19 protein-coding genes are annotated in these 21920 nt (G+C 73.0%); 13 read left to right on the top strand and 6 right to left on the bottom strand.

The annotated features are described in order from the left end of the window. Positions 1-260: 260 nt before the first annotated feature. The 10 genes from ACWCPW_RS22505 (at position 261) to ACWCPW_RS22460 (ending at position 11828) form a co-directional block, all read left to right on the top strand. Positions 261-1574, top strand: coding sequence for an ATP-grasp domain-containing protein (locus ACWCPW_RS22505; RefSeq protein ID WP_449763385.1), 1314 nt, complete (start codon positions 261-263; stop codon positions 1572-1574). Beyond that, on the top strand, positions 1571-2401 hold the full coding sequence (locus ACWCPW_RS22500) for a hypothetical protein (protein ID WP_449763384.1): 831 nt from the start codon (positions 1571-1573) through the stop codon (positions 2399-2401). Before ACWCPW_RS22505 ends, ACWCPW_RS22500 begins: the two co-directional genes overlap by 4 nt. After that, the gene (locus ACWCPW_RS22495) at positions 2398-3567 is read left to right on the top strand and encodes a PLP-dependent cysteine synthase family protein (RefSeq protein ID WP_449763383.1); all 1170 of its coding nucleotides are present in this window, start codon (positions 2398-2400) and stop codon (positions 3565-3567) included. The genes ACWCPW_RS22500 and ACWCPW_RS22495 overlap by 4 nt, the downstream gene beginning before the upstream one ends. After that, complete coding sequence (locus ACWCPW_RS22490; protein WP_449763382.1) at positions 3564-4616, top strand: dipeptide epimerase; 1053 nt, start codon at positions 3564-3566, stop codon at positions 4614-4616. The genes ACWCPW_RS22495 and ACWCPW_RS22490 overlap by 4 nt, the downstream gene beginning before the upstream one ends. Next, positions 4613-5950 (top strand): MFS transporter, encoded by a 1338-nt coding sequence (locus ACWCPW_RS22485; RefSeq protein ID WP_449763381.1) that lies wholly within the window; start codon positions 4613-4615, stop codon positions 5948-5950. The genes ACWCPW_RS22490 and ACWCPW_RS22485 overlap by 4 nt, the downstream gene beginning before the upstream one ends. Then, complete coding sequence (locus ACWCPW_RS22480; RefSeq protein WP_449763380.1) at positions 5947-6741, top strand: class I SAM-dependent methyltransferase; 795 nt, start codon at positions 5947-5949, stop codon at positions 6739-6741. The genes ACWCPW_RS22485 and ACWCPW_RS22480 overlap by 4 nt, the downstream gene beginning before the upstream one ends. A 77-nt stretch (positions 6742-6818) precedes the next feature. Next, a complete protein-coding gene (locus tag ACWCPW_RS22475; protein ID WP_449763379.1) occupies positions 6819-8423 on the top strand; it encodes an ABC transporter substrate-binding protein in 1605 nt (534 codons plus the stop codon). Further along, a complete protein-coding gene (locus tag ACWCPW_RS22470) occupies positions 8420-9373 on the top strand; it encodes an ABC transporter permease (protein ID WP_449763378.1) in 954 nt (317 codons plus the stop codon). The genes ACWCPW_RS22475 and ACWCPW_RS22470 overlap by 4 nt, the downstream gene beginning before the upstream one ends. A 53-nt stretch (positions 9374-9426) precedes the next feature. Next, positions 9427-10227 carry an ABC transporter permease gene (locus ACWCPW_RS22465; RefSeq protein ID WP_449763524.1) on the top strand — a complete coding sequence of 267 codons (801 nt, stop codon included), beginning with the start codon at positions 9427-9429 and terminating at the stop codon, positions 10225-10227. Then, positions 10224-11828 carry an ABC transporter ATP-binding protein gene (locus ACWCPW_RS22460; RefSeq protein ID WP_449763377.1) on the top strand — a complete coding sequence of 535 codons (1605 nt, stop codon included), beginning with the start codon at positions 10224-10226 and terminating at the stop codon, positions 11826-11828. The genes ACWCPW_RS22465 and ACWCPW_RS22460 overlap by 4 nt, the downstream gene beginning before the upstream one ends. On the opposite strand, the gene ACWCPW_RS22455 is transcribed toward ACWCPW_RS22460, so the two are convergent. After that, positions 11730-12863, bottom strand: coding sequence for an NADH:flavin oxidoreductase (locus ACWCPW_RS22455; protein WP_449763376.1), 1134 nt, complete (start codon positions 12861-12863; stop codon positions 11730-11732). The genes ACWCPW_RS22460 and ACWCPW_RS22455 overlap by 99 nt on opposite strands. 295 nt (positions 12864-13158) lie before the next feature. On the opposite strand from ACWCPW_RS22455, the gene ACWCPW_RS22450 reads away from it, so the two are divergent. Then, the gene (locus tag ACWCPW_RS22450) at positions 13159-13947 is read left to right on the top strand and encodes a VOC family protein (protein WP_449763375.1); all 789 of its coding nucleotides are present in this window, start codon (positions 13159-13161) and stop codon (positions 13945-13947) included. 173 nt (positions 13948-14120) lie between these two features. Here the strand turns inward: ACWCPW_RS22450 and ACWCPW_RS22445 are convergent, their stop codons facing one another. The 3 genes from ACWCPW_RS22445 to ACWCPW_RS22435 all read right to left on the bottom strand — a co-directional run bounded on the left by ACWCPW_RS22445 (position 14121) and on the right by ACWCPW_RS22435 (position 18100). After that, entirely contained in the window at positions 14121-16430 is a 2310-nt protein-coding gene (locus ACWCPW_RS22445) for a heavy metal translocating P-type ATPase (RefSeq protein ID WP_449763374.1), read from the bottom strand. A gap of 237 nt (positions 16431-16667) precedes the next feature. Further along, positions 16668-17663: a hypothetical protein gene (locus ACWCPW_RS22440; protein WP_449763373.1), complete on the bottom strand. Its 996-nt coding sequence runs from the start codon at positions 17661-17663 to the stop codon at positions 16668-16670. Positions 17664-17824: 161 nt separating this feature from the next. Then, positions 17825-18100 carry a heavy-metal-associated domain-containing protein gene (locus ACWCPW_RS22435; protein ID WP_449763372.1) on the bottom strand — a complete coding sequence of 92 codons (276 nt, stop codon included), beginning with the start codon at positions 18098-18100 and terminating at the stop codon, positions 17825-17827. A gap of 382 nt (positions 18101-18482) precedes the next feature. On the opposite strand from ACWCPW_RS22435, the gene ACWCPW_RS22430 reads away from it, so the two are divergent. Continuing rightward, positions 18483-19229, top strand: coding sequence for a hypothetical protein (locus tag ACWCPW_RS22430; protein WP_449763371.1), 747 nt, complete (start codon positions 18483-18485; stop codon positions 19227-19229). 90 nt (positions 19230-19319) lie between these two features. Here the strand turns inward: ACWCPW_RS22430 and ACWCPW_RS22425 are convergent, their stop codons facing one another. Then, a complete protein-coding gene (locus ACWCPW_RS22425) occupies positions 19320-19886 on the bottom strand; it encodes a DoxX family protein (protein WP_449763370.1) in 567 nt (188 codons plus the stop codon). Positions 19887-19997: 111 nt separating this feature from the next. Here ACWCPW_RS22425 and ACWCPW_RS22420 point away from each other — a divergent pair, with 111 nt between their 5' ends. Continuing rightward, a complete protein-coding gene (locus ACWCPW_RS22420; RefSeq protein WP_449763369.1) occupies positions 19998-20465 on the top strand; it encodes a MarR family winged helix-turn-helix transcriptional regulator in 468 nt (155 codons plus the stop codon). A gap of 108 nt (positions 20466-20573) precedes the next feature. On the opposite strand, the gene ACWCPW_RS22415 is transcribed toward ACWCPW_RS22420, so the two are convergent. Next, the coding region (locus ACWCPW_RS22415; protein ID WP_449763368.1) for a M28 family peptidase at positions 20574-21920 on the bottom strand (1347 nt) is incomplete at its 5' end.

Below are 21920 nucleotides of genomic sequence, written 5' to 3'. Positions count from 1 at the left end.
CGGTCCGGGCCCCCGACCCGCCCTGCCCTTGCCTGCCCCACCCCTGCCCGAGGCAGGCCGGCTCGAGGCCGGCCTGGGCCTTCTCGGGCTGTTCCGGGCTGTTCCGGGCTGTTTTGGGCTGCCCCGACGCGTCTCGACGACCACCATAACTGAAAACGACTTTCATTAGTCAAGCATTGATAATGAAAACCATTCCCGATACGGTGCGGCGGGTCGACGCTCTGCGAGAGAGCCGTCGCCGCAGGCGGAGAGGGAGTTCGGTGGGTCATCTGCTGGTTGTCGAAAGCTGGGTCGGGGCGATGAGCAGGCTGCTGCCCAGAGCGATCCACGAGGGCGGGCACGAGTTCACCTTCCTGACCCGGGACCTGCACCACTACCTGCGCTCGACGCCGAACGGAGCGCGCCCCGGGTCCGACGGCGCACCCCATCCGCTGTTGGCCGCGCGCAACATCGTCACCGCCGAAACCAACGACACGGCCGAACTGCCGTTGCTGGCGGAGCGGCTGCACGAGGTGTTCGGCTTCGACGGGGTGGTGTCGGCGTGCGACTACTACCTGCCCGGCACGGCCCGGATCGCCGCCCGGCTGGGCCTGCCGGCCCCCGATCCGGTCGCGGTCGAGGCGGCCTGCCGCAAGGACCTGACCCGGGTACGGCTGGCCGAGGCGGGCGTGCCCGGCCCGCGCTTCGCGCTGTGTCGGGACCGGGAGCAAACCCGGGCCGCCGCCCGGGAGATCGGCTATCCGGTGGTGGTCAAGCCGGTGGACCTGTGCGCCGGAATGCTGGTGCGCAAGGTGCACGACGACGTCGAGGCGGCGCACGCCCACCGGGCGTCGGTCGACTTCCCGGTGAACGCGCGCGGACAGGAACGGGTGCCCGTCGTGCTGGTCGAGGAGTTCCTCACCGGCCCCGAGGTCAGCGTCGAGACCGTCACCTTCGACGGGCACACCCACGTGGTCGGCGTCACCGACAAGAGCCTGGGCGGCGCGCCGTGGTTCGTCGAGACCGGGCACATGTTCCCGGCGGCGGTGGACCCGGACCTGGCCCGGGCCGCCGCGGACACCGCCGTGCGCGCCGTCGAGGCGCTCGGCCTGGACCACGTGGTCGCGCACACCGAGATCAAGCTGACCCCGGACGGCCCGCGGGTGGTGGAGGTCAATCCGCGACCGGCGGGCAACCGCATCACCGAACTGGTCCGTCACGTCACCGGCGTCGACCTGGTCGCGGCGTGCGTGGACGTCGCCCTCGGCCGGCGACCCGACCTCGCCGAACGCCCGACCGGGATGCGCAGCGCGGCGATCGGCCTGCTGCTGCCGAACGAGCAGGACCTGCCCGCGGGCGGCGAGGGCACGCTCGTGGCCATCGACGGCGCGGACGCCGTCCGGCACCGGCCCGACGTGGTCGAACTGACCCTGACCGAACCGGGCCGCGCGGTGCGCGCCGCGACCAGCAACAACGACTACCTGGGTCATGTGATGACCGCCGACACCGAAGGCGGTGCCGCGCGCGAGTCGGCCGAGTGGCTGCTGTCCCGACTGCGTCCGCGCTACGCGGACCCGACGGTGGTGTCCGGATGAGCGCGCCCCCGACCCCACCCGTGCGCTCGCTGGAGGAGTTGCTCGCCGGGGTCGCCGCCGGCCGGTACGGACCCGACCCGGCCGGGGAGCGGGTGAGCACCGCGTTCCGCACGATCCAGGCGGTCCGGCACGCCGAGCGCTCCGGCGGCTATCGCAACGAGGTGCTCAGCGTGCGACTGGGCGCGGCGGTCGGCTCGTGCGCGGCCGAACCCGGCACGCTGCCCGCCGACACGCTCGACGACTGCGTGGGGGCGAGCGTGGCCGAACTGCTGGCCCACCCGCTCGCACCGATCCGGATCGCCGCGCTGGACGCCTACCTGATGCGCTGCCGTCCGCACACCGCCGAACACGGCGCCCGAACCCACCCGTTGCCCGCCGGGACCTCGCTGGAGAAGTCGCGGGCCCGGGCCCGCGCGGTGGTGGAACTGCTGCCGCTGGAACGGCCGGCCACGGTCCTGGTGGTAGGCGTGGTCAACTCGCTCCTGGAACGGCTGCGCGCGCTCGGCCTGCACTGCGTGCCGTGCGACCTCAAGGGCGGCACGACCGAGTGGGGCGAGCCGATCCGCCGCGACGCGAACGCGGAACTGGCGTACTGCGACGCGATCCTGGCGTCGGGGATGACGCTGGGCAACGGCACCTTCGAGCCGCTGCGCGCGCATGCCGCGAGCACCGGCAAGCCGCTGGTGATGTTCGCCCAGACCGGCAGCGCGGTGTTGCCGCTGTTCCTCGGCGCCGGGGTGAGCGCGGTGTGCGCCGAGCCGTACCCGTTCTTCTGGCTGGACGGCGGCCCGGGAGTCGTGCACCGGTACGGCGAGGGCGCCTCGTGAACAGCGTTCCCGCACCGCGTCCCGCGCCCGGTCCGGCCGAGGCGGTCGTCGCGAACCCCGACCTGCTGGCGCTGCTCGGCCGTACGCCGCTCGTGCGGATCGGCACCGCGCTGCCCTGTCCGCAACCCGGCTTCTGGGCCAAGCTCGAATACCTCAGCGCGGGCGGCATGAAGGCGCGCGCCGCCGTGTCGATGTTGCGCGGTGCCCGGCGGCGCGGCGAACTGCGCCCCGGCGCGCTGGTGGTCGAGTCCACCTCGGGCACGCTGGGCGTCGGACTCGCCTTCGCCGGCCAGGCCCTGGGTCATCCGGTTAGGCTCGTCTGCGACGGCGAACTCGAGCCGTCCATGCGCCAGTTGCTCCGAGCCCACGGGGCCGCGCTGGAGGTGGTGGATCGACCCGCGAGCACCGGCGGCTGGCAGGCGGCCCGGCTGGCCCGGGTGCGCGAGATCCTGCGCGGCACCCCCGACGCCTATTGGCCCGACCAGTACAACAACCCCGACAACCCCTCGGGGTACGCCTCGATGGCGGCCGAACTGGTCGACGGCCTGGAGCACGTGGACGTGCTCGTGTGCAGCGTGGGTACCGGCGGGCACAGCGCCGGGCTGATCGGACCGCTGCGTCGGCGCTGGCCCGCGCTGACCGTGATCGGCGTCGACTCGGTCGGCTCGACCATCTTCGGGCAGCCCGCGCGTCCTCGGCTGATGCGCGGACTGGGCAGCAGCATCCATCCGCGCAACGTCGCCCACCACGCGTTCGACGAGGTGCACTGGGTCGGCCCGGCCGCCGCCGTGGACGCGTGCCGCAGGCTGGCCCGAGGCAGCTTCGTCAGCGGCGGCTGGAGCACCGGGGCGGTCGCCCTGGTCGCCGCCTGGGCGGCCCGCGTACACCGGGGCGCGACCGTGGTCGGCGTTTTCCCGGACGGGCCGCACCGCTACCTCGGCACCGTCTACGACGACGACTTCTGCCGCACCCACGGCCTGGATCGCGCGGTCGTCCCCACCCATCCGGTGGAGATCCTGCACGCGCGCGCCGTCGAGGTCGCCGGCTGGGCCCGCTGCCGCAGGGTCGACGACCCGCGACCGTCCCGGCGCACACCCGCGCCGCCGACCCCGCGGGCGCCGATCTCCGCGCCCGCACCCGAGACCGCGACCCGAGGAACGACATGAGGCTCACGTGGCGCACCGCGCGTCTGGAACTGGCCGAGCCGCTGCGCATATCGCGCTCGGTGACGGCCGGTCGCGACGCGGTGTGGGTGACGATCGAACACGAGGGCAGGTACGGCAGCGGCGAGGCGCTGGGCAGCCCGCGGCTCGGCCTGTCGGCGAGCACCATCGTGGCAGCACTGGAGAGCACGGCCCGGCCGTGGCTGGCCCGCTTCGCCGAACCCGAGAGCGCCTCGGCAGAGTTGGACACGGCCGCCCCCGGCGGCCTGCCCGCCGGTGTCCTGGCGGCCCTGGACGCGGCCCTGTGGGATCTCGTCGGCAAGCGTGCCGATCGACCCGTCCACCGACTGCTCGGCGCCGACCGGGCGCCCGCCGCCGCGACCGCCCGCACCATCGGCATCGTCGAGCCCGAGCGCGCCGCGACCCAGGCGGGCCGGCTGGCCGCGCTCGGCTTCACCGTCCTGAAGATCAAGGCCGGCTCGCCCGACCCCGTCCACGACCTGGACCGGGTCGCGGCCGTGCGGGCCGCGGCTCCGCACGCCCGGCTGCTGCTCGACCCCAACGGCGGCTGGACCGAGGCCCGCACCCTGGACCTGCTCCCGCGCTTCGCCGCGCTCGGCGTCGAGGCCGTGGAACAACCCGTCGCACCCGGCCGACCCGACCTGCTCGCCCGGATCGCCCGACACGCGCCGATCCCGGTGATCGCCGACGAGGACGCGGTCACTCCCGAGGACGTACTGCGGTTGGCCGGGAAAGTGCCCGGAGTCAACCTGAAACTCGCCGAATGCGGCGGCGCACGCGCCGCGTTGCGCCTGGTCCAGGCGCTGCGCGGGAGCGGTACCGAGATCATGTTCGGCTGCCTGACCGGCAGTTCGCTGGGCCTCGCGCCGGCTGTGCAGATTCTGGACCGGGCCCGCTGGATCGACCTGGACGGCCACCTGCTGCTGGCGCACGACCCGTGGACCGGGATCGGCGGCCTCGACGGCACCGTACGCGCCGCCGATGCCGCCGGCCTGGGCGTCCGGCCCGCGCCCGCGCGGGAGCGCCGATGAGGACTCTGCGCGCGGTGGCGAGCTTCCCGCTCGCGGTGCGCCTGCTCCTGGTCAACCAACTCGGCGTGAACACCGGCTTCTACCTGCTGATCCCCTACCTCGCCACCCACCTCACCGACGACCTGGGGCAATCGGCGGCCGTGGTCGGCATCGTGCTGGGCGTCCGCAACCTCAGCCAGCAGGGCCTGTTCGTGGTCGGCGGCTCCGCGGCCGACCGGCTCGGCGCACGCGGGGTGATCATCGCCGGATGCGCGCTGCGCACCGTGGGATTCGCGCTGTTCGCGCTCGGTGACGGTCTGCCGATCCTGATCGCGGCGGCCGTGCTCAGCGGCCTCGCCGGTGCCCTGTTCAACCCGGCCGTACGCACCTACCTGGCGCAGGAGGCGGGCGAACGCAAGGCGGAGGCGTTCGCCCTGTTCAACGTGTTCGCCACCACCGGGGCGCTGCTCGGCCCGGTGCTGGGCAGCCTGCTGCTCCTGGTGAACTTCACCACCGCGGCGCTCACCGCGGCGGCCCTGTTCGCCGTGCTCACCCTCGCCCAGGCCGCCGTGCTGCCGGCCCGCCCGGTCCCCGCCCCACAGGGGTCGGTGGCCGCCGACTGGCGCGAAGTCCTGGGCAACCGCGCGTTCGTGGCGTTCTCGATCGCGATGGCCGGGATGTACGGCCTGCAGGCGCAGCTCTACCTGCTGCTCCCGGACGGTGTGCGGCACGCCACCGGGCGCGAGAGCGCGGTCGGACTGCTCTTCGTGATCGGCACCGCGGCCAATCTGCTCCTGCAACTGCGGATCACCCGGTACCTGCAGGCACGCGGCGACCGGGCCCGCTGGATCGCCGCCGGAACCGCGCTGATGGGCCTGGCCTTCCTTCCGCCGATCCTGGTGGCCGGCGGCACCGGCCCGGACGGGACCGCGGACGCGGCGCTGCGGCTGCTGCCGCTGCTCGCGGGCGCGCTGCTGCTGCACGTGGGGGTGATGGTCGCCCAGCCATTCGTGCTGGAACTGATTCCCGCGTTCGGCCGCGAGGGGCTGACCGGAACCGGCTTCGGACTGTTCTACGGGGCGTCCGGCATCGCCGCCGCCGTGGGCAACGCCGGGATCGGGTGGGCGATGGACAGCGGCGCGCGCACCGACCGCGCGTGGCTGCCGTGGGTGTGCTGCGTGGTGCTCGGGCTGGGCTCGGCCCTCGCGGTCGCCCGGCTGTACCGCAGGGGTGTGCTGCCCACGCCGCCCATCATCGCCGCGGAGGGGCCGGTGTCCCCGTCCGCCGGCGCCGCCGAGGGGCCGGCCGCCTCGCCCGCCGGCGACCGCCTCCGGGCCGAGAGCGAGCCGCGATGAACACCCGCAACCTCCTCACCGACACGCCGGAACTCTACGAACGGCGCTTCCCCGATCCGGACCGGGTCGCCGCCCGCTGGACCGAGGAGACGCTGCGCCGCTACGAGGCCGGGCCGCGCGTGCTCGACGTCGGCTGCGGCACCGGGCGGGACGCGGCCTGGCTGCACCGCGACGCGGCGCGCGAGGTGGTCGGCATCGACACCTCGGCGGCCATGCTCGACCATGCCCGCAGCCGGCACCCCGGCCCCGACTACCGCCTCGCCGACATGCGCGACTTCGACCTCGGACGCACCTTCGACGCCGTCGTCTGCCTGGACAGCGCGCTGCTGTACTGCCACCACAACGCGGAACTGACCGCGTTCCTGGACCGGTCCCGGCGACACCTGGCGCCGGGCGGCCTGCTGATCGCCGAACTGCGCAACGGCGCCTACTTCCTGCGCGGCGCGGACGGCGCCCGGCAACCGTCGACACCCCGCGTGGACACCGTCGTCCACGACGGCGTCACGCACACCTCGCACACCACGCTGTGGGTCGACCACGCGGCGCAACTGCTGCGCCGACGCCGGGTGTGGACCTCGGATCGGGGCACCCCGCCCCGCGCGCAGTACTCCGCGTGGCGGCTGCTGTTCCCGCAGGAACTGCGGCACTTCCTCACGGTCGCCGGGTTCGAGGTGCTCGCCCTGTACGACCGCCCGGGACCGCGCACCGACCCGCCGTGGACCGAGGGCGCACCACCGGCGGACAGCGCCGACTCGGACCGCCTGCACGTGGTCGCCCGCCGGCTCGACTGACGCACCGCCACGGCTGCGGCACCATCCCCAGCACGGCTCCGCCACCATCCCCACCACCATCACGGAGAGCACGACCCATGAGTCGCACCAGCCCCGCCATACCGTTCGGCGACCGCCCGCCCGGCACCTCGCGTCGCGTCCTCCTCGCCGCCGGCGGCGCCGGCGCCCTGGCCCTGGCGGTGAGTTGCGCGGGCGGCGGGTCGGCCGACCCCGGCCGGCGCGCCGCCAACGCCCAGGCCGAGGGCACCCCCAGGCGCGGCGGCCGACTGCGCGCGGCCTTCCCGGGCGGCGGGGCCAACGAGAACCTCGATCCGCACCTGGCCAATCTGTTCGTCGACGTGGCCCGGGCCAAGGCCCTGTTCGACAAACTCGCCGACTACGGCGCGGATCTGGCCCCGGTGCCCCGGCTGGCCGCGGGCTGGGAGGCCGACCCGAGCCTGGTCACCTGGCGGGTCCGGCTGCGCCCGGCCGCCTTCCACGACGGCCGGCCGGTCACCGCCGAGGACGTGCTGTACAGCTTCCGCCGCATCGCCGATCCCAAGCGGGCGTTCCGTGCGAAGGCGTCCCTGGAACCGATCGATCTGGACGCCAGTTCGGCCCCGGACCCGAGCACCGTGGAGTTCCGCCTCAAACGGCCCTACGCGGAATTCCCGAACACGCTGGCCGCGTTCGGCGCCTACATCGTGCCCAAGGGCGCGGACTCCTTCGAACGACCGGTGGGCTCGGGCCCGTTCACGTTCGCCTCGTTCAAGCCCGGAAGCTCGCTCCTGCTGCGGCGCAATGAGAAGTACTGGGAGGGGGCGCCGCACCTGGACGAACTGGAATTCGTGGTCGCCGGCGAGGAGTCGGCGCGCACCAACGCGCTGCTGGGCGGACAGGTCGAGTACGCGCACGAGTTGAACCCGGCCACCGCGCGCGTCCACGAGGGCAAGGGCCGGATCACCGTGCTGCGGCTGCGCAACAGCGCGATGCAGGGCTTCGTGATGAAGACCGACCGGCCGCCGTTCGACGACCTCAGGGTTCGGCAGGCGTTCTGCCTGATCGCCGACCGTCGCGAACTCGTCGACGGCGCGCTGTCGGGCGCCGGCGAGGTGGGCAACGACCTGTTCGGCAAGGGATACCGCTACTACGCGGCCGGCATCCCGCAACGCACCCAGGATCTGGCCAAGGCCCGCGACCTGTTGCGCGAGGCGGGCGCGGAGGGACTGCGGGTCACCCTGGACACCGCGCCGGCCGCCACCGGATTCGTCGAGGCGGCGGGCATCTTCAAGGAACAGGCCGCCAAGGCCGGGGTGATCGTCGAGGTCCGGGTCGGCAACAAGGACACCTACTGGAAGGACATCCTCACCGGCGGCACCCTGGCCTCCTACCGCTCGGGCGCGATGCCCATCGAATCCCACGTCTCCCAGCGGCTGTTGACCGGTTCCACCACCAACGCCACGCGGTGGCACGCCAAGGACTTCGACGACCTCTACCAACAGATCCAATCCACCTCCGACGAGGCGTTGCGCACCGCGCTCTACGAGCGCATGCAGCGCCGGCTGCACGCCGAGGGCGGCTTTCTGATCTGGGGGTTCGCGGACTGGATCGTGGCCACCGCGAACCGGGTGCGCGGGGTGGCGGTGACCGCGCCCGCCAACACGCTGGACTGGGCCCGATTCGACCGGGTCTGGCTCGCGTGAGCCCGGACCGGACCTGGCTGAGCCGCCGACTGCTGCTCGGGGTGGCGCAGACGGCGGCGCTGGTCGTGCTGATCTTCGCGCTCACCGAGGCGCTGCCCGGCGACGCGGCGGTGGCCCTGGCCGGCGACCAGCCCGATCCGGAACGGATCGCCCGAATCCGGGAGTCCATGGGCCTGGACCACTCCGCCGCCGAACGACTGCTCGACTGGTGCGGCGCCCTGGCACGCGGCGACCTGGGTACGTCGCTGATCTCCGGTCGACCCGTCACCGACCTGCTCGCCGACGGGTTCGGCCCGACCCTGACGCTGGCCGGTGTCACCGCGGCCCTGCTGGTGCCGCTGTCGGTGGGGCTGGGCGTGCTCGCCGCGCGCCGCGAGGGCGGTCCGCTGGATCGGACCGTGAGCGCGTTGACCTCGGCCGTGCACGCCGTCCCGGAGTTCGCCCTGGGGGTGTTGTTGACCACGCTGTTCGCGCTGCGCCTGGGCTGGTTGCCGCCCACCGCCGTCGGCACCGGCGGCGATCCGTGGGCGCACCCGGCCGTGTTGGTGCTGCCGGTGCTGGTGTTGCTCTCCCGGCCGGTGTGCACGATCAGTCGCCTGGTCCGGGCGGGCATGATCGACGCGATGGCGTCGCCGTACGTCGCACACGCCCGGCGGCAGGGCCTGTCCGCGGCCCGGGTGCGCTGGACCCACGCCCTGCCCAACGCGCTTGCCCCGGCGGGCCAGCAACTCGCCCGGACCTGCGACTGGTTGCTGAGCGGCGTGATCGTGGTCGAGGCCCTGTTCGTGATCCCGGGACTGGGCACGGTGCTGATCGACGCGGTCGCGGCGCGCGACATCCCGGTGGTCCAGGGCCTGGCGGTGGTGTTCGGAGTGGTCACCGTCGTGGTCAACCTCGGCGCCGACCTGGTCACCCGCCGGCTCGCCCCGCGTGCGGAGGTGGCGGCGTGAGCGGCCTCACCGCCCGGGACGGGCTTCGCGACGGGATCGGCTCCCGCAGGCGGATGGCGTGGCGGTACGCGCTCGCGCTGGGACTGATCGCCGTGCCGCTGCTGTTCGCGGTGCTCGGGCCGCTGTTCGCGGGAGCGCCCGAATCTCGTTCCGTGTCCTTCACCGCCGGCCGAGGGCACTGGCTGGGCACCGACTTCGCCGGTCGCGACGTTTGGCGACAGGTGTTGCTGGGTGGGCGCTCGGTGGTGGTCGTGGCGGTCGCCGCGACCGCGCTGGCCTATCTGGTGGCGATCCCGCTGGGGTTGGCCGCGGCGTTGACCGGCCGGAGTTGGCTCGCGGAACTGCTCGTCCGCCCACTGGACGTGCTGCTCGCGGTGCCCTCGCTGCTGTTCGTGCTGCTCGTGGCCGCGCTGTTTCGGCCCGGACCGGGCGAACTGGTCCCGGTGGTGGCCCTGGTCACCGTGCCCGACGCGGCGCGCGTGGTGGCCTCGGCGGCCACCGAGATCGCCGCGCGTCCGGTGGTGGAGGCGCTGCGGATGCAGGGCGAGTCGTGGTGGCGGATCGCCGTCGGCTACGTGGCCCGGTCGATGCGGCGGACCCTCGCCGCCGACCTGGGCACGCGGCTGGCGGGAGCGCTGTACCTGGTGGCCACCGCCGCGTTCCTGGGCGTGGGCGTGGCACCGGACGCCTCGGACTGGGCGGTGATGGTGGACCGCAACCGGGTCGGCCTGTTCCTCCAGCCGTGGGCGGTGGTGGTGCCCGCGGCGCTGATCGTGGCGCTGTCGATGGGCACGAATCTGCTGTTCGACGCGGCGCTGCAAGGCTCCCGGGAGCGGACGGGAGAGCACCGATGAGTGATCCGGAACCGGTGCTGGTGGTATCCGGGTTGCGGGTGGAGGTCGGCGGTCGGGCGATCGTGGACGGGGTGAGCCTGACCGCGCGCGCGGGGCGGATCACCGCGCTCGTGGGCGCGTCCGGCAGCGGCAAGACCACCACGGGGCTGGCCCTGCTCGGCGAATTCCCGCCCGGCGCCCGGGTGACGGGCGAGGTACGGGTCACCGGCGAAGGTCCCGTGGGCTACATCCCGCAACATCCCGCCGCCGCGCTCAACCCGGCCCGCCGGGTCGGGGCGCTGCTGCGCGACATCGCCCGGCCGGCGGGAGGCGGACGCGCCGCGATTCGGGCGCGGGTGTACGACGCCCTGCGGGCGGCTCGGATCCCGGATCCGCAGGAGACGGTGCGGCGATTCCCGCATCAACTCTCCGGCGGGCAACAGCAGCGTGTGGTGCTGGCCCAGGCCCTCCTGCTCGGGGCCCGTGCCGTGGTCGCCGACGAGCCCACCACGGGGCAGGACGCGCTGACCAAGCAGGGGGTGGTCGAGCGGTTGGCGGCGGTGGCCGGACAGGGCATCGCGGTGATCCTGCTCAGCCACGACCTCGACGTGGTGCGCCGACTGGCCGACGAAGTCGTGGTGTTGGCGCACGGGCGGGTGGTCGAGTCCGGGCCGCCGGGCCGGGTGTCGCTCACCGCGCGGCGGCCGGATGGGCTCGCGGAGCCGCCGAACCGGCCGGTGCCCTCGGCCCGGACGGCGGCCGGGTCCCGCCTCGAGGTGCGCGACGTGGTCGCCCGGCACCGCGCGGGCGGGCGGGCGACCGCCGTGCTGCACGGCGTGAGCGTGTCGGTGGAAGCGGGCGAATGCCTGGCCCTGGTGGGGCGCTCCGGCAGTGGCAAGACCACCCTGGGACGCTGTGTGGCCGGACTGCACAGCCGCTACGACGGGCGGGTCCTGCTCGACGGCACGCCGCTGCGACGCACCCTGCGTGCTCGTACCCGCGCCGAACTGGCCTCCGTGCAATACGTGTTCCAGGACGCGCGGGCCTCCTTCGACGAATATCGGCCGGTGTTCGAGCAGGTGGCCCGTACAGCGGTCAGGTTGCGCGGTGTCGAGCCGGGCGCTGCCCGCGCGCAGGCGCTGGACACGCTGGGCGAGTTGGGACTGCCGGCCGACACGGCGGGCCGCCGCCCGGGCGCGTTGTCCGGAGGCGAGTTGCAGCGCGCCGCGCTGGCCCGCGCGCTGTTCGCCCGGCCCCGGGTGCTGGTCTGCGACGAGATCACCTCCGGCCTGGACGCGCCGACCCGGCTCGCGATCCTGGAACTGCTCGCGCGGTCGCGCGAACGCGCCGAGCTGAGCCTGGTGTTCATCACCCACGACCTGGCGGCAGCGGGCCTGCTCGGCGATCGCATCGCGGTCCTGGACCACGGGCGGGTGGTCGAACACGGCCCGGCGCGGCGCGTCCTGACCGAGCCCACGCACGCTTTCACCGGGCTGCTGGTACGCGCCGCCGGCGGTGTCGGGTCAGTGCAGGGAACCCAGGAGGGGCCGGGTGAAGGGGGTGACCCGGTCGGGTCGCCCGGTACGGATCTTCTCGGCCCATTCCGGGTCGGCCAGCAGTGAGCGGCCGACGGCGATCAGGTCGAATTCGTCGCGGTCGAGGCGCGCGAGCAGGCCGTCCAGGTCGGTGCGCGAGCCTTTCGCCCCGGCCAGGGCCCGCAGGAAGTCGACGTCGAGGCCGACGGAGCCCACCGCGATCGTGGGCCGGCCGGTGAGCTTGCGGGTCCAGCCCGCCAACGTCAGCTCGCCGTCCTCGAACTCCGGTGCGAGGTGGTGACGCGTGGACGCGTGGAATACGTCGACCCCGGCCTCGACCAGCGGCGTGAGCAGGCGTTCGAGCTCGTGGGGGGTGTGCGCGAGGCGGGCGGCGTGGTCGTCCATCTTCCACTGGGAGAAGCGCAACGACACCGGGAACGTCGGGGAGACCGCGCCGCGCACGGCGGCGACGACCTCGCGGGCGAGGCGGGTGCGGCGGTGCAGGTCGCCGCCGTACCCGTCGGTGCGCCGATTGGTGGTGCTCCACAGGAACGAGTCGATCAGGTATCCGTGCGCGGCGTGGATCTCGACGCCGTCGAAGCCGCGCCGTTCGGCCTCGCCGGCGGCCCGCGCGTAGGCGTCGATCACGTCGGCCAGATCCGCTTCGCTCATCGCCCGCCCACCGGCGATCGCTCGGCCGTCCGCACCGAGGCCGGAGGGGCCGAGTATCCCGGTGCCGGCGGGTGGCCGCATCCCGTCGTCGAGCCTGGTTCCCACATGCCAGAGCTGCGCCGCGATCCGCCCTCCCGCCGCGTGCACGGCCCGCGCGACGTGTTGCCAACCCGCGAGCGCGTCCTCGCCGTGGAAGCGGGGCACACGCTCGCCCCACCCGGCGGTGGCGTGGCCGATGTACGTGCCCTCGGTGACGATCAGCGCGGTGCCACCGGCGGCGCGGCGGGCGTAGTAGTCGGCGACATCGGCCCCGGGGACCCCGCCGGGTGAGAATCCGCGGGTCATCGGGGCCATCACGATGCGATTGGGCAGTTCCAGGCCGCCGACGGCGAACGGGCGGAACAGCGGCCGGACCTGATCGACGGTCGTGGTTGGCGGGTGGCTGGTCACGTGTTCTCCCTGGGCTGACGACACGGTGGCCGACGCATGGCCGACGGCATCGACGGCGGACGACACCAGTGGCCGACGACGCCCGTGGCCGCACGTTCATGGCCGGACGACAATGCTGCGTACGTTGTATCTGTAGTAGACAATGTACACACTGGATACGTTGTATCGGCAAGGCCTGGCAGGCGCGCGGTGCCTCGCGTCGACGAATGGGTCACGTCGGTGGCGGGCCGTGCCGAGGGCGCCGACGATGAGGGGACGGGGGCGTTCCTTGTCGGTTTCTCTGGAGGTTCACGTCATGCCCGTGGTCACCAAGCCCTACGTGCCCGGCACCCCCTGTTGGGTCGACCTGATGGTCCCCGACCAGCAGGCCGCCCTCGACTTCTACCGCGATCTGTTCGGCTGGCAGGGCGAGGTCGGGCCGCCGGAGACCGGTGGCTATTCGGTGTGCCTGCTGAACGGGAAGCCCGTCGCGGGCATCGTGGGCGCGATGTCCCCGGACGGCGGGGAGACGCCGCCGACCGCGTGGACCACCTACCTGGCCACCGCCGACGCGGACGCCACCCAACAGGCCGTCACGAAGGCCGGCGGCACGATGGTCATGCCGGTGATGGACGTGATGACGCTCGGCCGGATGGGCGTGATCGCCGACCCCACGGGCGCCGTGTTCGGGATCTGGCAGGCGCGGGACTTCGGCGGCGCCGAGGTGGTCAACGAGCCCGGCGCGGTGATCTGGAGCGAGCTCAACACCGGCGACACGGCCGCCGCGTCCACGTTCTACTCGGCCGCGCTGGGCCTGAAGGCCGCCGAGATGGAGGGTGCCGAGGGCTACTCGTCGCTGAGCGCCGGCGGCCGGGTGATCGGCGGCATGCAGGGGCTGGATCAGTTGCCGCCCGGCACGCCCGCGCACTGGCTGACGTACTTCTCCGTCGACGACACCGACAGCACGGTGGACGCGCTGATCCGGGCCGGCGGCAATGTGCTCAAGCCGCCGTTCGACATGATGGCGGGTCGGATGGCCGTGGTGCAGGACCCGCAGGGCGGCGCCTTCGCGGTGATCAACGCGACGGCTCCCGCACCGGCCTGACCACCCCGTCGTGCGCCCGGCATCCGCAACGGACGCCGGGCGCACGGCCGTTGTGGGCGGGCAGTCGACGATGGTCACCACGGTGCGGTCGTTCCGGTCGACCCCGGTCACCACTCGATCATGCGGACGACCCCCGCCGGCGGTGCCGGCGGGGGTCGGGTCGTGCGGGTGGTTCAGGCCGCGCTCGTGGCGGGGCCTTCGTCGGCGAGTGCCTTGAAGCCGCGCAGGCGAAGGCTGTTGCTGATCACGAAGACCGAACTGAAGGCCATCGCGGCGCCGGCGAGCATCGGGTTGAGCAGGCCGGCGGCGGCGAGCGGGAGGGCGGCGACGTTGTAGGCGAACGCCCAGAACAGGTTGGACTTGATGGTGGCCAGGGTCTTGCGGGCGAGCCGAATGGCGTCGGCGGCGGCCCGCAGGTCGCCGCGGACCAGGGTCAGGTCGGCGGCCTCGATCGCCACGTCGGTGCCGGTGCCCATGGCCAGACCGAGGTCGGCCGTGGCCAGCGCCGCCGCGTCGTTGACGCCGTCGCCGACCATGGCCACGATCCGGCCCTCGGCCCGGAGCCGGGTGACCACGTCGACCTTGTCCTGCGGCATCACCTCGGCGTACACGTGCTCTGGGTCGATGCCCACCTGCGCGGCGACGGTGCGTGCGACGGTGGTGTTGTCGCCGGTGAGCAGGATCGGGGTCAGGCCCAGCTCGCGGAAGCGGCGGATGGCCTCGGCGGAGGTGGGCTTGACCGCGTCGGCGACGACCAGGACGGCGCGGGCCTTTCCGTCCCAGGCCACCGCGACGGCGGTCCGGCCGAGCGCCTCGGCGTCGGCCATGGCGCGTTCGAGGTCGACGGGAAGGTCCAAGGCCCACTCGGTGAGCAGCCGGGTGCGGCCGACCAGCACCGCGTGGCCCTCGACGATGCCCTGGACGCCGAGCCCCTCGACGTTGGCGAAGTCCTCGGGGTCGGGCAGGTCGCCGACGCGCTCGCTCGCACCCTTGGCGATGGCCTGGGCGATCGGGTGCTCGGAGGCGTTCTCCAGGGCACCCGCGAGCCGCAGCACGTCCTCGATCCGCTCGTCGGCGGCGAGGTGGGTCTCCAACAGGGTCATCCGGCCGGTGGTGACGGTGCCGGTCTTGTCCAGGACGATGGTGTCCACGCGGCGGGTGGACTCCAACATCTCGGGGCCCTTGATCAGGATGCCCAGTTGCGCGCCGCGCCCGGTGCCGACCATCAGCGCGGTCGGGGTGGCCAGGCCCAGGGCGCACGGGCAGGCGATGATCAGTACGGCGACGGCGGCGGTGAACGCGCCGGCGACGCCCTGACCGGTGCCCCACCAGAAGCCGAGCGTGGCGGCGGCCAGCGCGATGACGATCGGCACGAAGATGCCGGAGACCTTGTCGGCCAGGCGCTGCACCTGCGCCTTGCCGTTCTGCGCGTCCTCGACCAGGCGGGCCATTCGGGCGAGTTGGGTGTCGGCGCCGATCCGGGTGGCGCGGACCACCAGTCGGCCGCCGGCGTTGACGGTGGCCCCGGTGACGACATCGCCGGGGCGTACCTCGACCGGGACCGATTCGCCGGTGAGCATCGAGGCGTCCACGGCCGAGGTGCCCTGCTCGATCACGCCGTCGGTGGCGATCTTCTCGCCCGGGCGGACCACGAACAGGTCGCCGACGACCAACTCCTCGACCCTGACCCGTTCCTCGCGCCCGTTCCGCAGCACGGCCACGTCGCGGGCGCCGAGTTCGAGCAGCGCCTTGAGCGCGGCACCGGAGCGGCGCTTGGCGCGGGCCTCGAAGTAGCGGCCGGCCAGGATGAACGTGGTCACCCCGGCGGCGGCCTCGAGGTAGATGTTGCCCGCTCCGTCGCCGCGTTCGATGGCGAAGGAGAACGCGTGGGTCATCCCGGGTGTGCCGGCGGTGCCCCAGAAGAGGGCGTACACCGACCACGCGAGCGCGGCGAGGGTGCCCATGGACACCAGGGTGTCCATGGTCGAGGTGCCGTGCCGCAGGTTGGTCCACGCGGCCTTGTGGAACGGCCAGGCGCCGAAGGCGACGACCGGCCAGGCCAGGGCGAGGGACAACCACTGCCAGTTGGTGAACTGCAGGGCCGGGACCATCGCCATCGCGATCACCGGCACGGTCAGTACGGCGGAGACGAGCAGCCGATCGCGCAGGGCGCGGACCCTGCCCCCGTCCGGGTCCGCGTCCGGCGCCGGCTCGTCGGTGCCGCCGGCGCTCTTGGGCGGGGCGGGCAGCTCGGCGGTGTAGCCGGCGGCCTCGACCTGGGCGACCAGGTCGGTCGGCGCGATGTCGCCGGCGTAGGTGACCTTGGCCTTCTCGGTGGCGTAGTTGACCGTCGCGGTCACGCCGTCGAGCTTGTTGAGTCGCTTCTCGATGCGCATCGCGCACGAGGCACAGGTCATGCCGCCGATCGACAACTCGATCTGCCCGGTGTCCTGCGGCGCCGAGGTCTCGGTGCTCGAACTCATCGCCCTCTCCTTCTCGTGTCGTGGTGCGGTGTGGCCGTCGCGGCCCGGGGCGGTGGCGGCCGGTGCGGGCTCGCGATCACACCTCCAATATACCCCTAGGGGGTATACGGAGCGCAAGTGTCGGCCTCGATGTCGCCGCTCGGTGGTTCCTTCGGTACGTGGGCTTGCCCGGCTCGACGCGCGTGCTCGTTCGTTCGGCCGCGTCCTTGCCCGGCCCGCTGCGCGCGCTCGTGGTGCTCAGTGCGCGTGTTCGCCGTGCTCCGCTTCCGCGGCGGGCGACGAGGCCGGCACGACCGGGGGTGCCTCAGTGCTGGTCGAAGCGCCCACGTTCACGGTGAACTCGGCGGTGCGGACCGTTCCCTCGTGCCGGAAGTCCAGGTAGAGCCGGTAGTTGCCCGCGCTGGGAGCCTGGGCGTGGAAGCCGATGCCGGGACCCGCGGGAGTCTTGCCGTCGCCGGGCGCGCCCTGGGGATGCACGTGCAGGTAGGCGAGGTCGCCTTGGCGCAGGGCGACCAGGTGGCCGTAGGCGCCGAGGTAGGGCTGGAGGTCGGTGACGGGGCGGCCGTCCTTGCTCACGTTCAGGGTGAGCGCGGTGGAGCCGGTCGCGGACAGGTCGCCGGTCAGGGTCACGGTGTATCCGGCGACGGTCGCGGTGCGAGTCGGCGCGGGAAGCGCGGCCGGTTCGTAGGAGCCGGCCACGACCACGTCGGCGCCGAGGGTGAGCGGGCCGCCGGGGTCCCCGGTGGGGGTGAAGTCGGCGAACACGCGGTACGTGCCGGCGGTCGTGAAGGTCAGCGGGACGCTCCACGTGCCGTCCGGCCCGAGTGTGGGGTGCACGTGCCGGAAGCCGGACAGGTCGCGGCGGGCCACGATCAGGTGCAGGTCCTGCTCGTGGGCGCGGTCGTAGCGAGTCCACGGGCGGCCGTCCGGGCCGAGCACGCGGAACCGGAAGTCGGTCGGGGTGTCGACCGGGAGCGGTTCGGCGGGCGCGGCGAGCGTGTAGCCGCGTTCGGACACCTGGAGGCCGCCGGGCGCTTCGGCGGCGGCGGGCTTGACGCCGGTCGCACCGGGGGCCGGCTCGACGCCGCGTGCGTCGGCGTCGGCGCCGTGTCCGCCGTGCGCGGGCGCGGGGTCGGAGCCGACCGGGCCGACCGCGTGGCCCACGCCGAACGCGGCGCCGAAGGCCAGGACGATGCCGGCGCCGAACGCGCCGACCTTGACTGCCGTGTTCATGGTCTCTCCTCGGTCGATCGGTCGGTCGGGATCGAAGTCGGGGTCGGGATCGGGGTCGGGATCGGGGTCGGGGTCCAGTCGGGCCGCGGGCCCCGGTCGTCGGTTGGCCGCGGGCCGCGCCGGCCGGGAGGGCGCCGTGGGTGGGCGCCCTCCCGGGCCGGTCAGTGGCAGCTACCGCAGCAGCTCGCGCCCGCCGCAGGCGCCGCCGCGGGGGCGACGAGCTCGTAGCCGGCCTCGTCGATCGCCGCCGCGACGGCCGCGTCGTCGATCGTGGTGTCGGCGGTCACGGTGACGGTGCCGCTCGCGAGGTCGACCCCGACGTCGGTGACGCCGTCGATCCGGCCGACCTCGGTCCGGACCGACGAGACGCAGTGGCCGCAGGTCATGCCGGTGACGGTGTAGGTCGCGGTGACGGTGGTGGACGTGGACGTGCCCATGGCGAAGCCTCCCGGTTCTCGGATCCGCCGCACCGGATGTGCTCCGGTCGGCGGCTTCGGTTACAACATACCCCCCCTAGGTATGTAGTCAACCCGTCGAGGCCGATCCGGAGCGGTTTCTCGACAGTGGCGGGCGCTTCGTCGGGCGTGGTGTCGCGGGTGTCGGGCGCGACGTTTCGGGCCTGTCGGGGCGTCTCGGGCAGCGGTCGGCGTAGGTCCGTTCGACATTGCCGATGTTCGGCAACCCGGGGCCGGACGGGGCCGAGAATCAGGGTGTCGCCGAGGGGCGGAACCTGTGAGTCTGGTGATCGTCACGGGGACGGTTCGGCCCGCCGGAGCGACCGCGCGACCGCCCCTGCTTCACGCCGCGTCAAGGAGCACCATGCGCATGATCCGTACGGCCGCCGTCTCGGCCGTCGTCGCTCTCGCCGTCGCCGGTCTGGCGGCCTGTGACGGCGGCTCGGAGAAGTCCAACGCGGACAAGGACGCGAAGGTGCTGGCCGACGACGCACTGGCCCGGCTGCGCGAGGCCGACGACGTGAAGATGGTCGGCGGCGGCGACAACCGGGGCAGGAAGCAGGACGTGGACGTCTGCCTGCGGAACGCCGACCTGCAGGGCACGATGAAGGTCGACGGATCGCCCGTGGACATCGTCCTGGTCGGCACGTTCGTCTACATGAAGGCCGAACCCGACTTCTGGGCCAAGGCCCTGGCGGAGCGGGGCCCGCAGGCGGCTCTGATGAGCAAGCTCTTCGCGGGCCGGTACGTGAAGACTCCCGCCAAGGGCGAGGACGGCGAGGACGGGAGCGTCGGCGGTATGAGCGACTTCTTCCAGGGCTCCGCCGAGGGTGTGGCCAAGGGCGAGGTCGTCACGGTGGACGGCAGGAAGTTGATTCCGCTCAGCAAGAAGAACGCCAAGGGCAACACGGTGACGCTGCACGTCCCGGAGAAGGGTGAGCCCTTCCCGACGCTGGTCACCGTGTCGGGCAGTGTGACGATGACGTTGAACCTCACCAGGGGTGCGCAGAAGTGCACGCCCACCGCGCCGCCCGCCGATCAGGTGCTCGACCCGGACGCGCTGGAGCGCGGCAAAGCCCCGACGGCTCCCACCGCGGCCACCCAGGCCTGAAGCCCGGGTCCGAGGCCGGCCTGAGGCCCGGGTCCGAAGCCGAGGCCCGAGGCCCGGGCCTGTCACCCAGGCCCGGGCGATCGTCCGGCGTCAGTCGCGCAGCATCAGGATGACGCCGGCGGTGACCACGCCGACGGCGACGGCGGCGATGCCGTAGGCGAGACGGTGCGCGCGCAGGACCGGGAGGAAACGGTCGACGGCCGGCCGACCCGGGCCGGTGAGGGCGAGCGCGGCGGCGGCGGAGGTGAGGAGCAGTTCGTACTCGACGCCGCTCGGCGCGAAGAAGCCGCCGTCCCACTTGACCGCGACCGCGTTGATCATCGTGCCCACGATCGCGGCGGCGGCCAGAGGGGTGCACAGGCCGACGACCAGGGCCAGGCCGCCGAAGGTCTCGGTGAGGCCGGCCACCGTGGCCATCGCCTTGCCGGACGGGTAACCGCTCATGGTGAAGAACCGGCCGGTGCCGTCGAGGCCGGCGCCGTCGAACCAGCCGAAGAGCTTCTGGGAGCCGTGCGCGGCCATGGTCAGGCCGACCACGACGCGCAGCAGGAGCAACCCCAGGTCGTATCCGTGCAGGGACGGGCCGGGCGCGGTCGGCGACGCGGTATCGGGGGACCGGTCGAGGCTGCGGAGGGTCGTCTCGGCGGGGGAGGACATGCGGGTGTCTCCTGTCGATGCGAGGTCGTCGGACGATAGTGAGTTCAAATTTGAACTACTTCGACGCTACAGCCCGCCCCCGGCTTCGACAAGCTCAGTAGGCTGGCGCGCATGAGTGAGCCGCGGTGGTTGGACGACCTCGAGATGGCGGCGTGGCAGAGCTTCGTCGAGGCCGGCCACCGCGTGGACCGGGCGCTGGAGCGCCAACTCAAGGACGAGGCCGGCCTCTCCCATCCGCAGTACGAGATCCTCGTGCACCTGTCCGCCGCGTCCGACGGGGAACTGCGGATGGCCGAGCTGGCCGAACGCCTGATCACCTCCAAGAGCGGGATCACCTACCAGGTCGCCCAACTGGAGAAGCTCGGCCTGGTCCGTCGGCGGCAGTGTCCCGACCAGGCGCGCGGCGTCTTCGCGGTGCTCACGGAGCACGGATCCGAGCGGTTGCGCGGTGCCGCGCCCGCGCACGTGGAGCGGGTTCGCGAAGTGCTCATCGATGTGCTGGATCGCGAGCAACTCGCGGTCCTGGCCGAGGCGTTGGGCACCGTCGGCCGGCGGCTGCGGGCACACGACCGCGGCTGATCGGCACCGCGACCGGGCCCACACGACGAGGCGCCCCGCTCCCGGATGAGGTGTCGGGAGCGGGGCGCGTTGCTCATCGGACGATCATCACGAGCGATCGGGGACGGGTCAGGAGATGCTGACGTCGTCCACGTAGAAGGTGGTCGTGGCGGATTCGTCCTCGGAACCGGCGAACCGGAGCGTGACCGTCTGGCCCGCGTATGCGCTCAGGTCGACAGTCTTCTGGACGTAGGTGCCGGTGGCGTTGGTGTTGGAGTAGGTGGCCAGGGTCGTACCGTTGACCTGGACCTTGAGCGTGTCGTAGACGGTCGAGCCGACTTCCTGTGTGGTGATCCTGACCCACAGGCGGAGCGAGGTGCCGGCCGGGACGGTGATGTTGGACTGGGTGACGTTCTCGGTGGCCGTGCTGCCGTAACCCATCATCCAGGCGTACCAGCTACCGCCGTGCGCGGTGGCCTGGCTGCTGTTGGTGATGATGGTGGCGTCCTGCGTCCAGTTGGCGGTGCCCTGCTCGAAGCCGCCGTTCTGGAGCGCGTTGCCCGGGTTGGTGTTGCCGACGGTCAGCGTGTACGTGGTCGAGTGCACGACCGAGCCGGTGCCGGTGATGGTGATCGGGTACGTGCCGGGCGTGGTGCCGGCCGCGACCGTGATGGTGGCGGTCGAGGAAGCCCCGGACTGTACGGACGTCGGGTTGAAGGTCACCCCGACGCCGCTGGGCGCGCCGTTGGAGCTCAGCGCCACGGTCTGCGCGGTGCCGCTCGTGGTGGTCGTGTTCACGGTCGTCGTGGCGGTGCCGCCGGCGGAGGGCACGTTGCCCGCGCCGGGCGTGACCGCGATCGAGAAGTCGTTGGTGGGCGCGGGTCCGCCGACCGCCGTCTTCCAGATGGTGTAGGCGATTCCGTCGGCGCTGCGGTCGAGGACCGTCGCGTTGATGTTGGCGGTGGTGTCACACGCGGAGTGGTAGCAGGAGTCGTAGGAGGCGTTCGCCTGGCCGCCCCACTTCGTGGCCTGTGCCGAGGTCTTGCGGGCGTCGGCGCCGGCCGCGTAGCCGGAGGTGGGGATGCCGCCCTGCTGGAAGGAGTAGTCGTCGGAGCGGCCCTGGCCCTCGACGTTCTCCTCGGGACGCAGGTTCAGCGTGTCCCAGTAGGCCTTCATCGGCGCGGCGGTGGTGGAGTTGATGTTGTTGATGAAGTAGCCGCCGTTGGGCGAGCCGACCATGTCGAAGTTGTAGTAGCCCTTGATCGCGCTGCGCTGGGTGGAGCTGAGCTGACCGACGTAGAACTGCGAGCCCTGCAGGCCCTGTTCCTCGCCCGCCCACCAGCCGAAGCGCACGTGCTTGCTGAGCGTCGGATTGGCCTGCGCGAGTGCGAGGGCGTTCTCCAGGAGGGTGGCGGAGCCGGAGCCGTTGTCGTTGATGCCGGGTCCGGCGGAGACGCCGTCCAGGTGGGCGCCGAA

Source organism: Embleya sp. NPDC001921, assembly GCF_053594475.1.
The sequence above is the reverse complement of the archived record's forward strand: the minus strand, read 5'-3'. Positions and strand labels throughout refer to the sequence as shown.

Bases quoted from the DNA above. Each gene is read 5' to 3' on its own strand.
- ACWCPW_RS22500 (WP_449763384.1), top strand. From the start codon at position 1,571: ATGAGCGCGCCCCCGACCCCACCCGTGCGCTCGCTGGAGGAGTTGCTC.
- ACWCPW_RS22435 (WP_449763372.1), bottom strand. From the start codon at position 18,100: ATGGGCACGTCCACGTCCACCACCGTCACCGCGACCTACACCGTCACC.
- ACWCPW_RS22450 (WP_449763375.1), top strand. From the start codon at position 13,159: ATGCCCGTGGTCACCAAGCCCTACGTGCCCGGCACCCCCTGTTGGGTC.
- ACWCPW_RS22485 (WP_449763381.1), top strand. From the start codon at position 4,613: ATGAGGACTCTGCGCGCGGTGGCGAGCTTCCCGCTCGCGGTGCGCCTG.
- ACWCPW_RS22480 (WP_449763380.1), top strand. From the start codon at position 5,947: ATGAACACCCGCAACCTCCTCACCGACACGCCGGAACTCTACGAACGG.
- ACWCPW_RS22460 (WP_449763377.1), top strand. From the start codon at position 10,224: ATGAGTGATCCGGAACCGGTGCTGGTGGTATCCGGGTTGCGGGTGGAG.
- ACWCPW_RS22425 (WP_449763370.1), bottom strand. From the start codon at position 19,886: ATGTCCTCCCCCGCCGAGACGACCCTCCGCAGCCTCGACCGGTCCCCC.
- ACWCPW_RS22445 (WP_449763374.1), bottom strand. From the start codon at position 16,430: ATGAGTTCGAGCACCGAGACCTCGGCGCCGCAGGACACCGGGCAGATC.
- ACWCPW_RS22490 (WP_449763382.1), top strand. From the start codon at position 3,564: ATGAGGCTCACGTGGCGCACCGCGCGTCTGGAACTGGCCGAGCCGCTG.
- ACWCPW_RS22475 (WP_449763379.1), top strand. From the start codon at position 6,819: ATGAGTCGCACCAGCCCCGCCATACCGTTCGGCGACCGCCCGCCCGGC.
- ACWCPW_RS22440 (WP_449763373.1), bottom strand. From the start codon at position 17,663: ATGAACACGGCAGTCAAGGTCGGCGCGTTCGGCGCCGGCATCGTCCTG.
- ACWCPW_RS22430 (WP_449763371.1), top strand. From the start codon at position 18,483: ATGCGCATGATCCGTACGGCCGCCGTCTCGGCCGTCGTCGCTCTCGCC.
- ACWCPW_RS22420 (WP_449763369.1), top strand. From the start codon at position 19,998: ATGAGTGAGCCGCGGTGGTTGGACGACCTCGAGATGGCGGCGTGGCAG.
- ACWCPW_RS22465 (WP_449763524.1), top strand. From the start codon at position 9,427: ATGGCGTGGCGGTACGCGCTCGCGCTGGGACTGATCGCCGTGCCGCTG.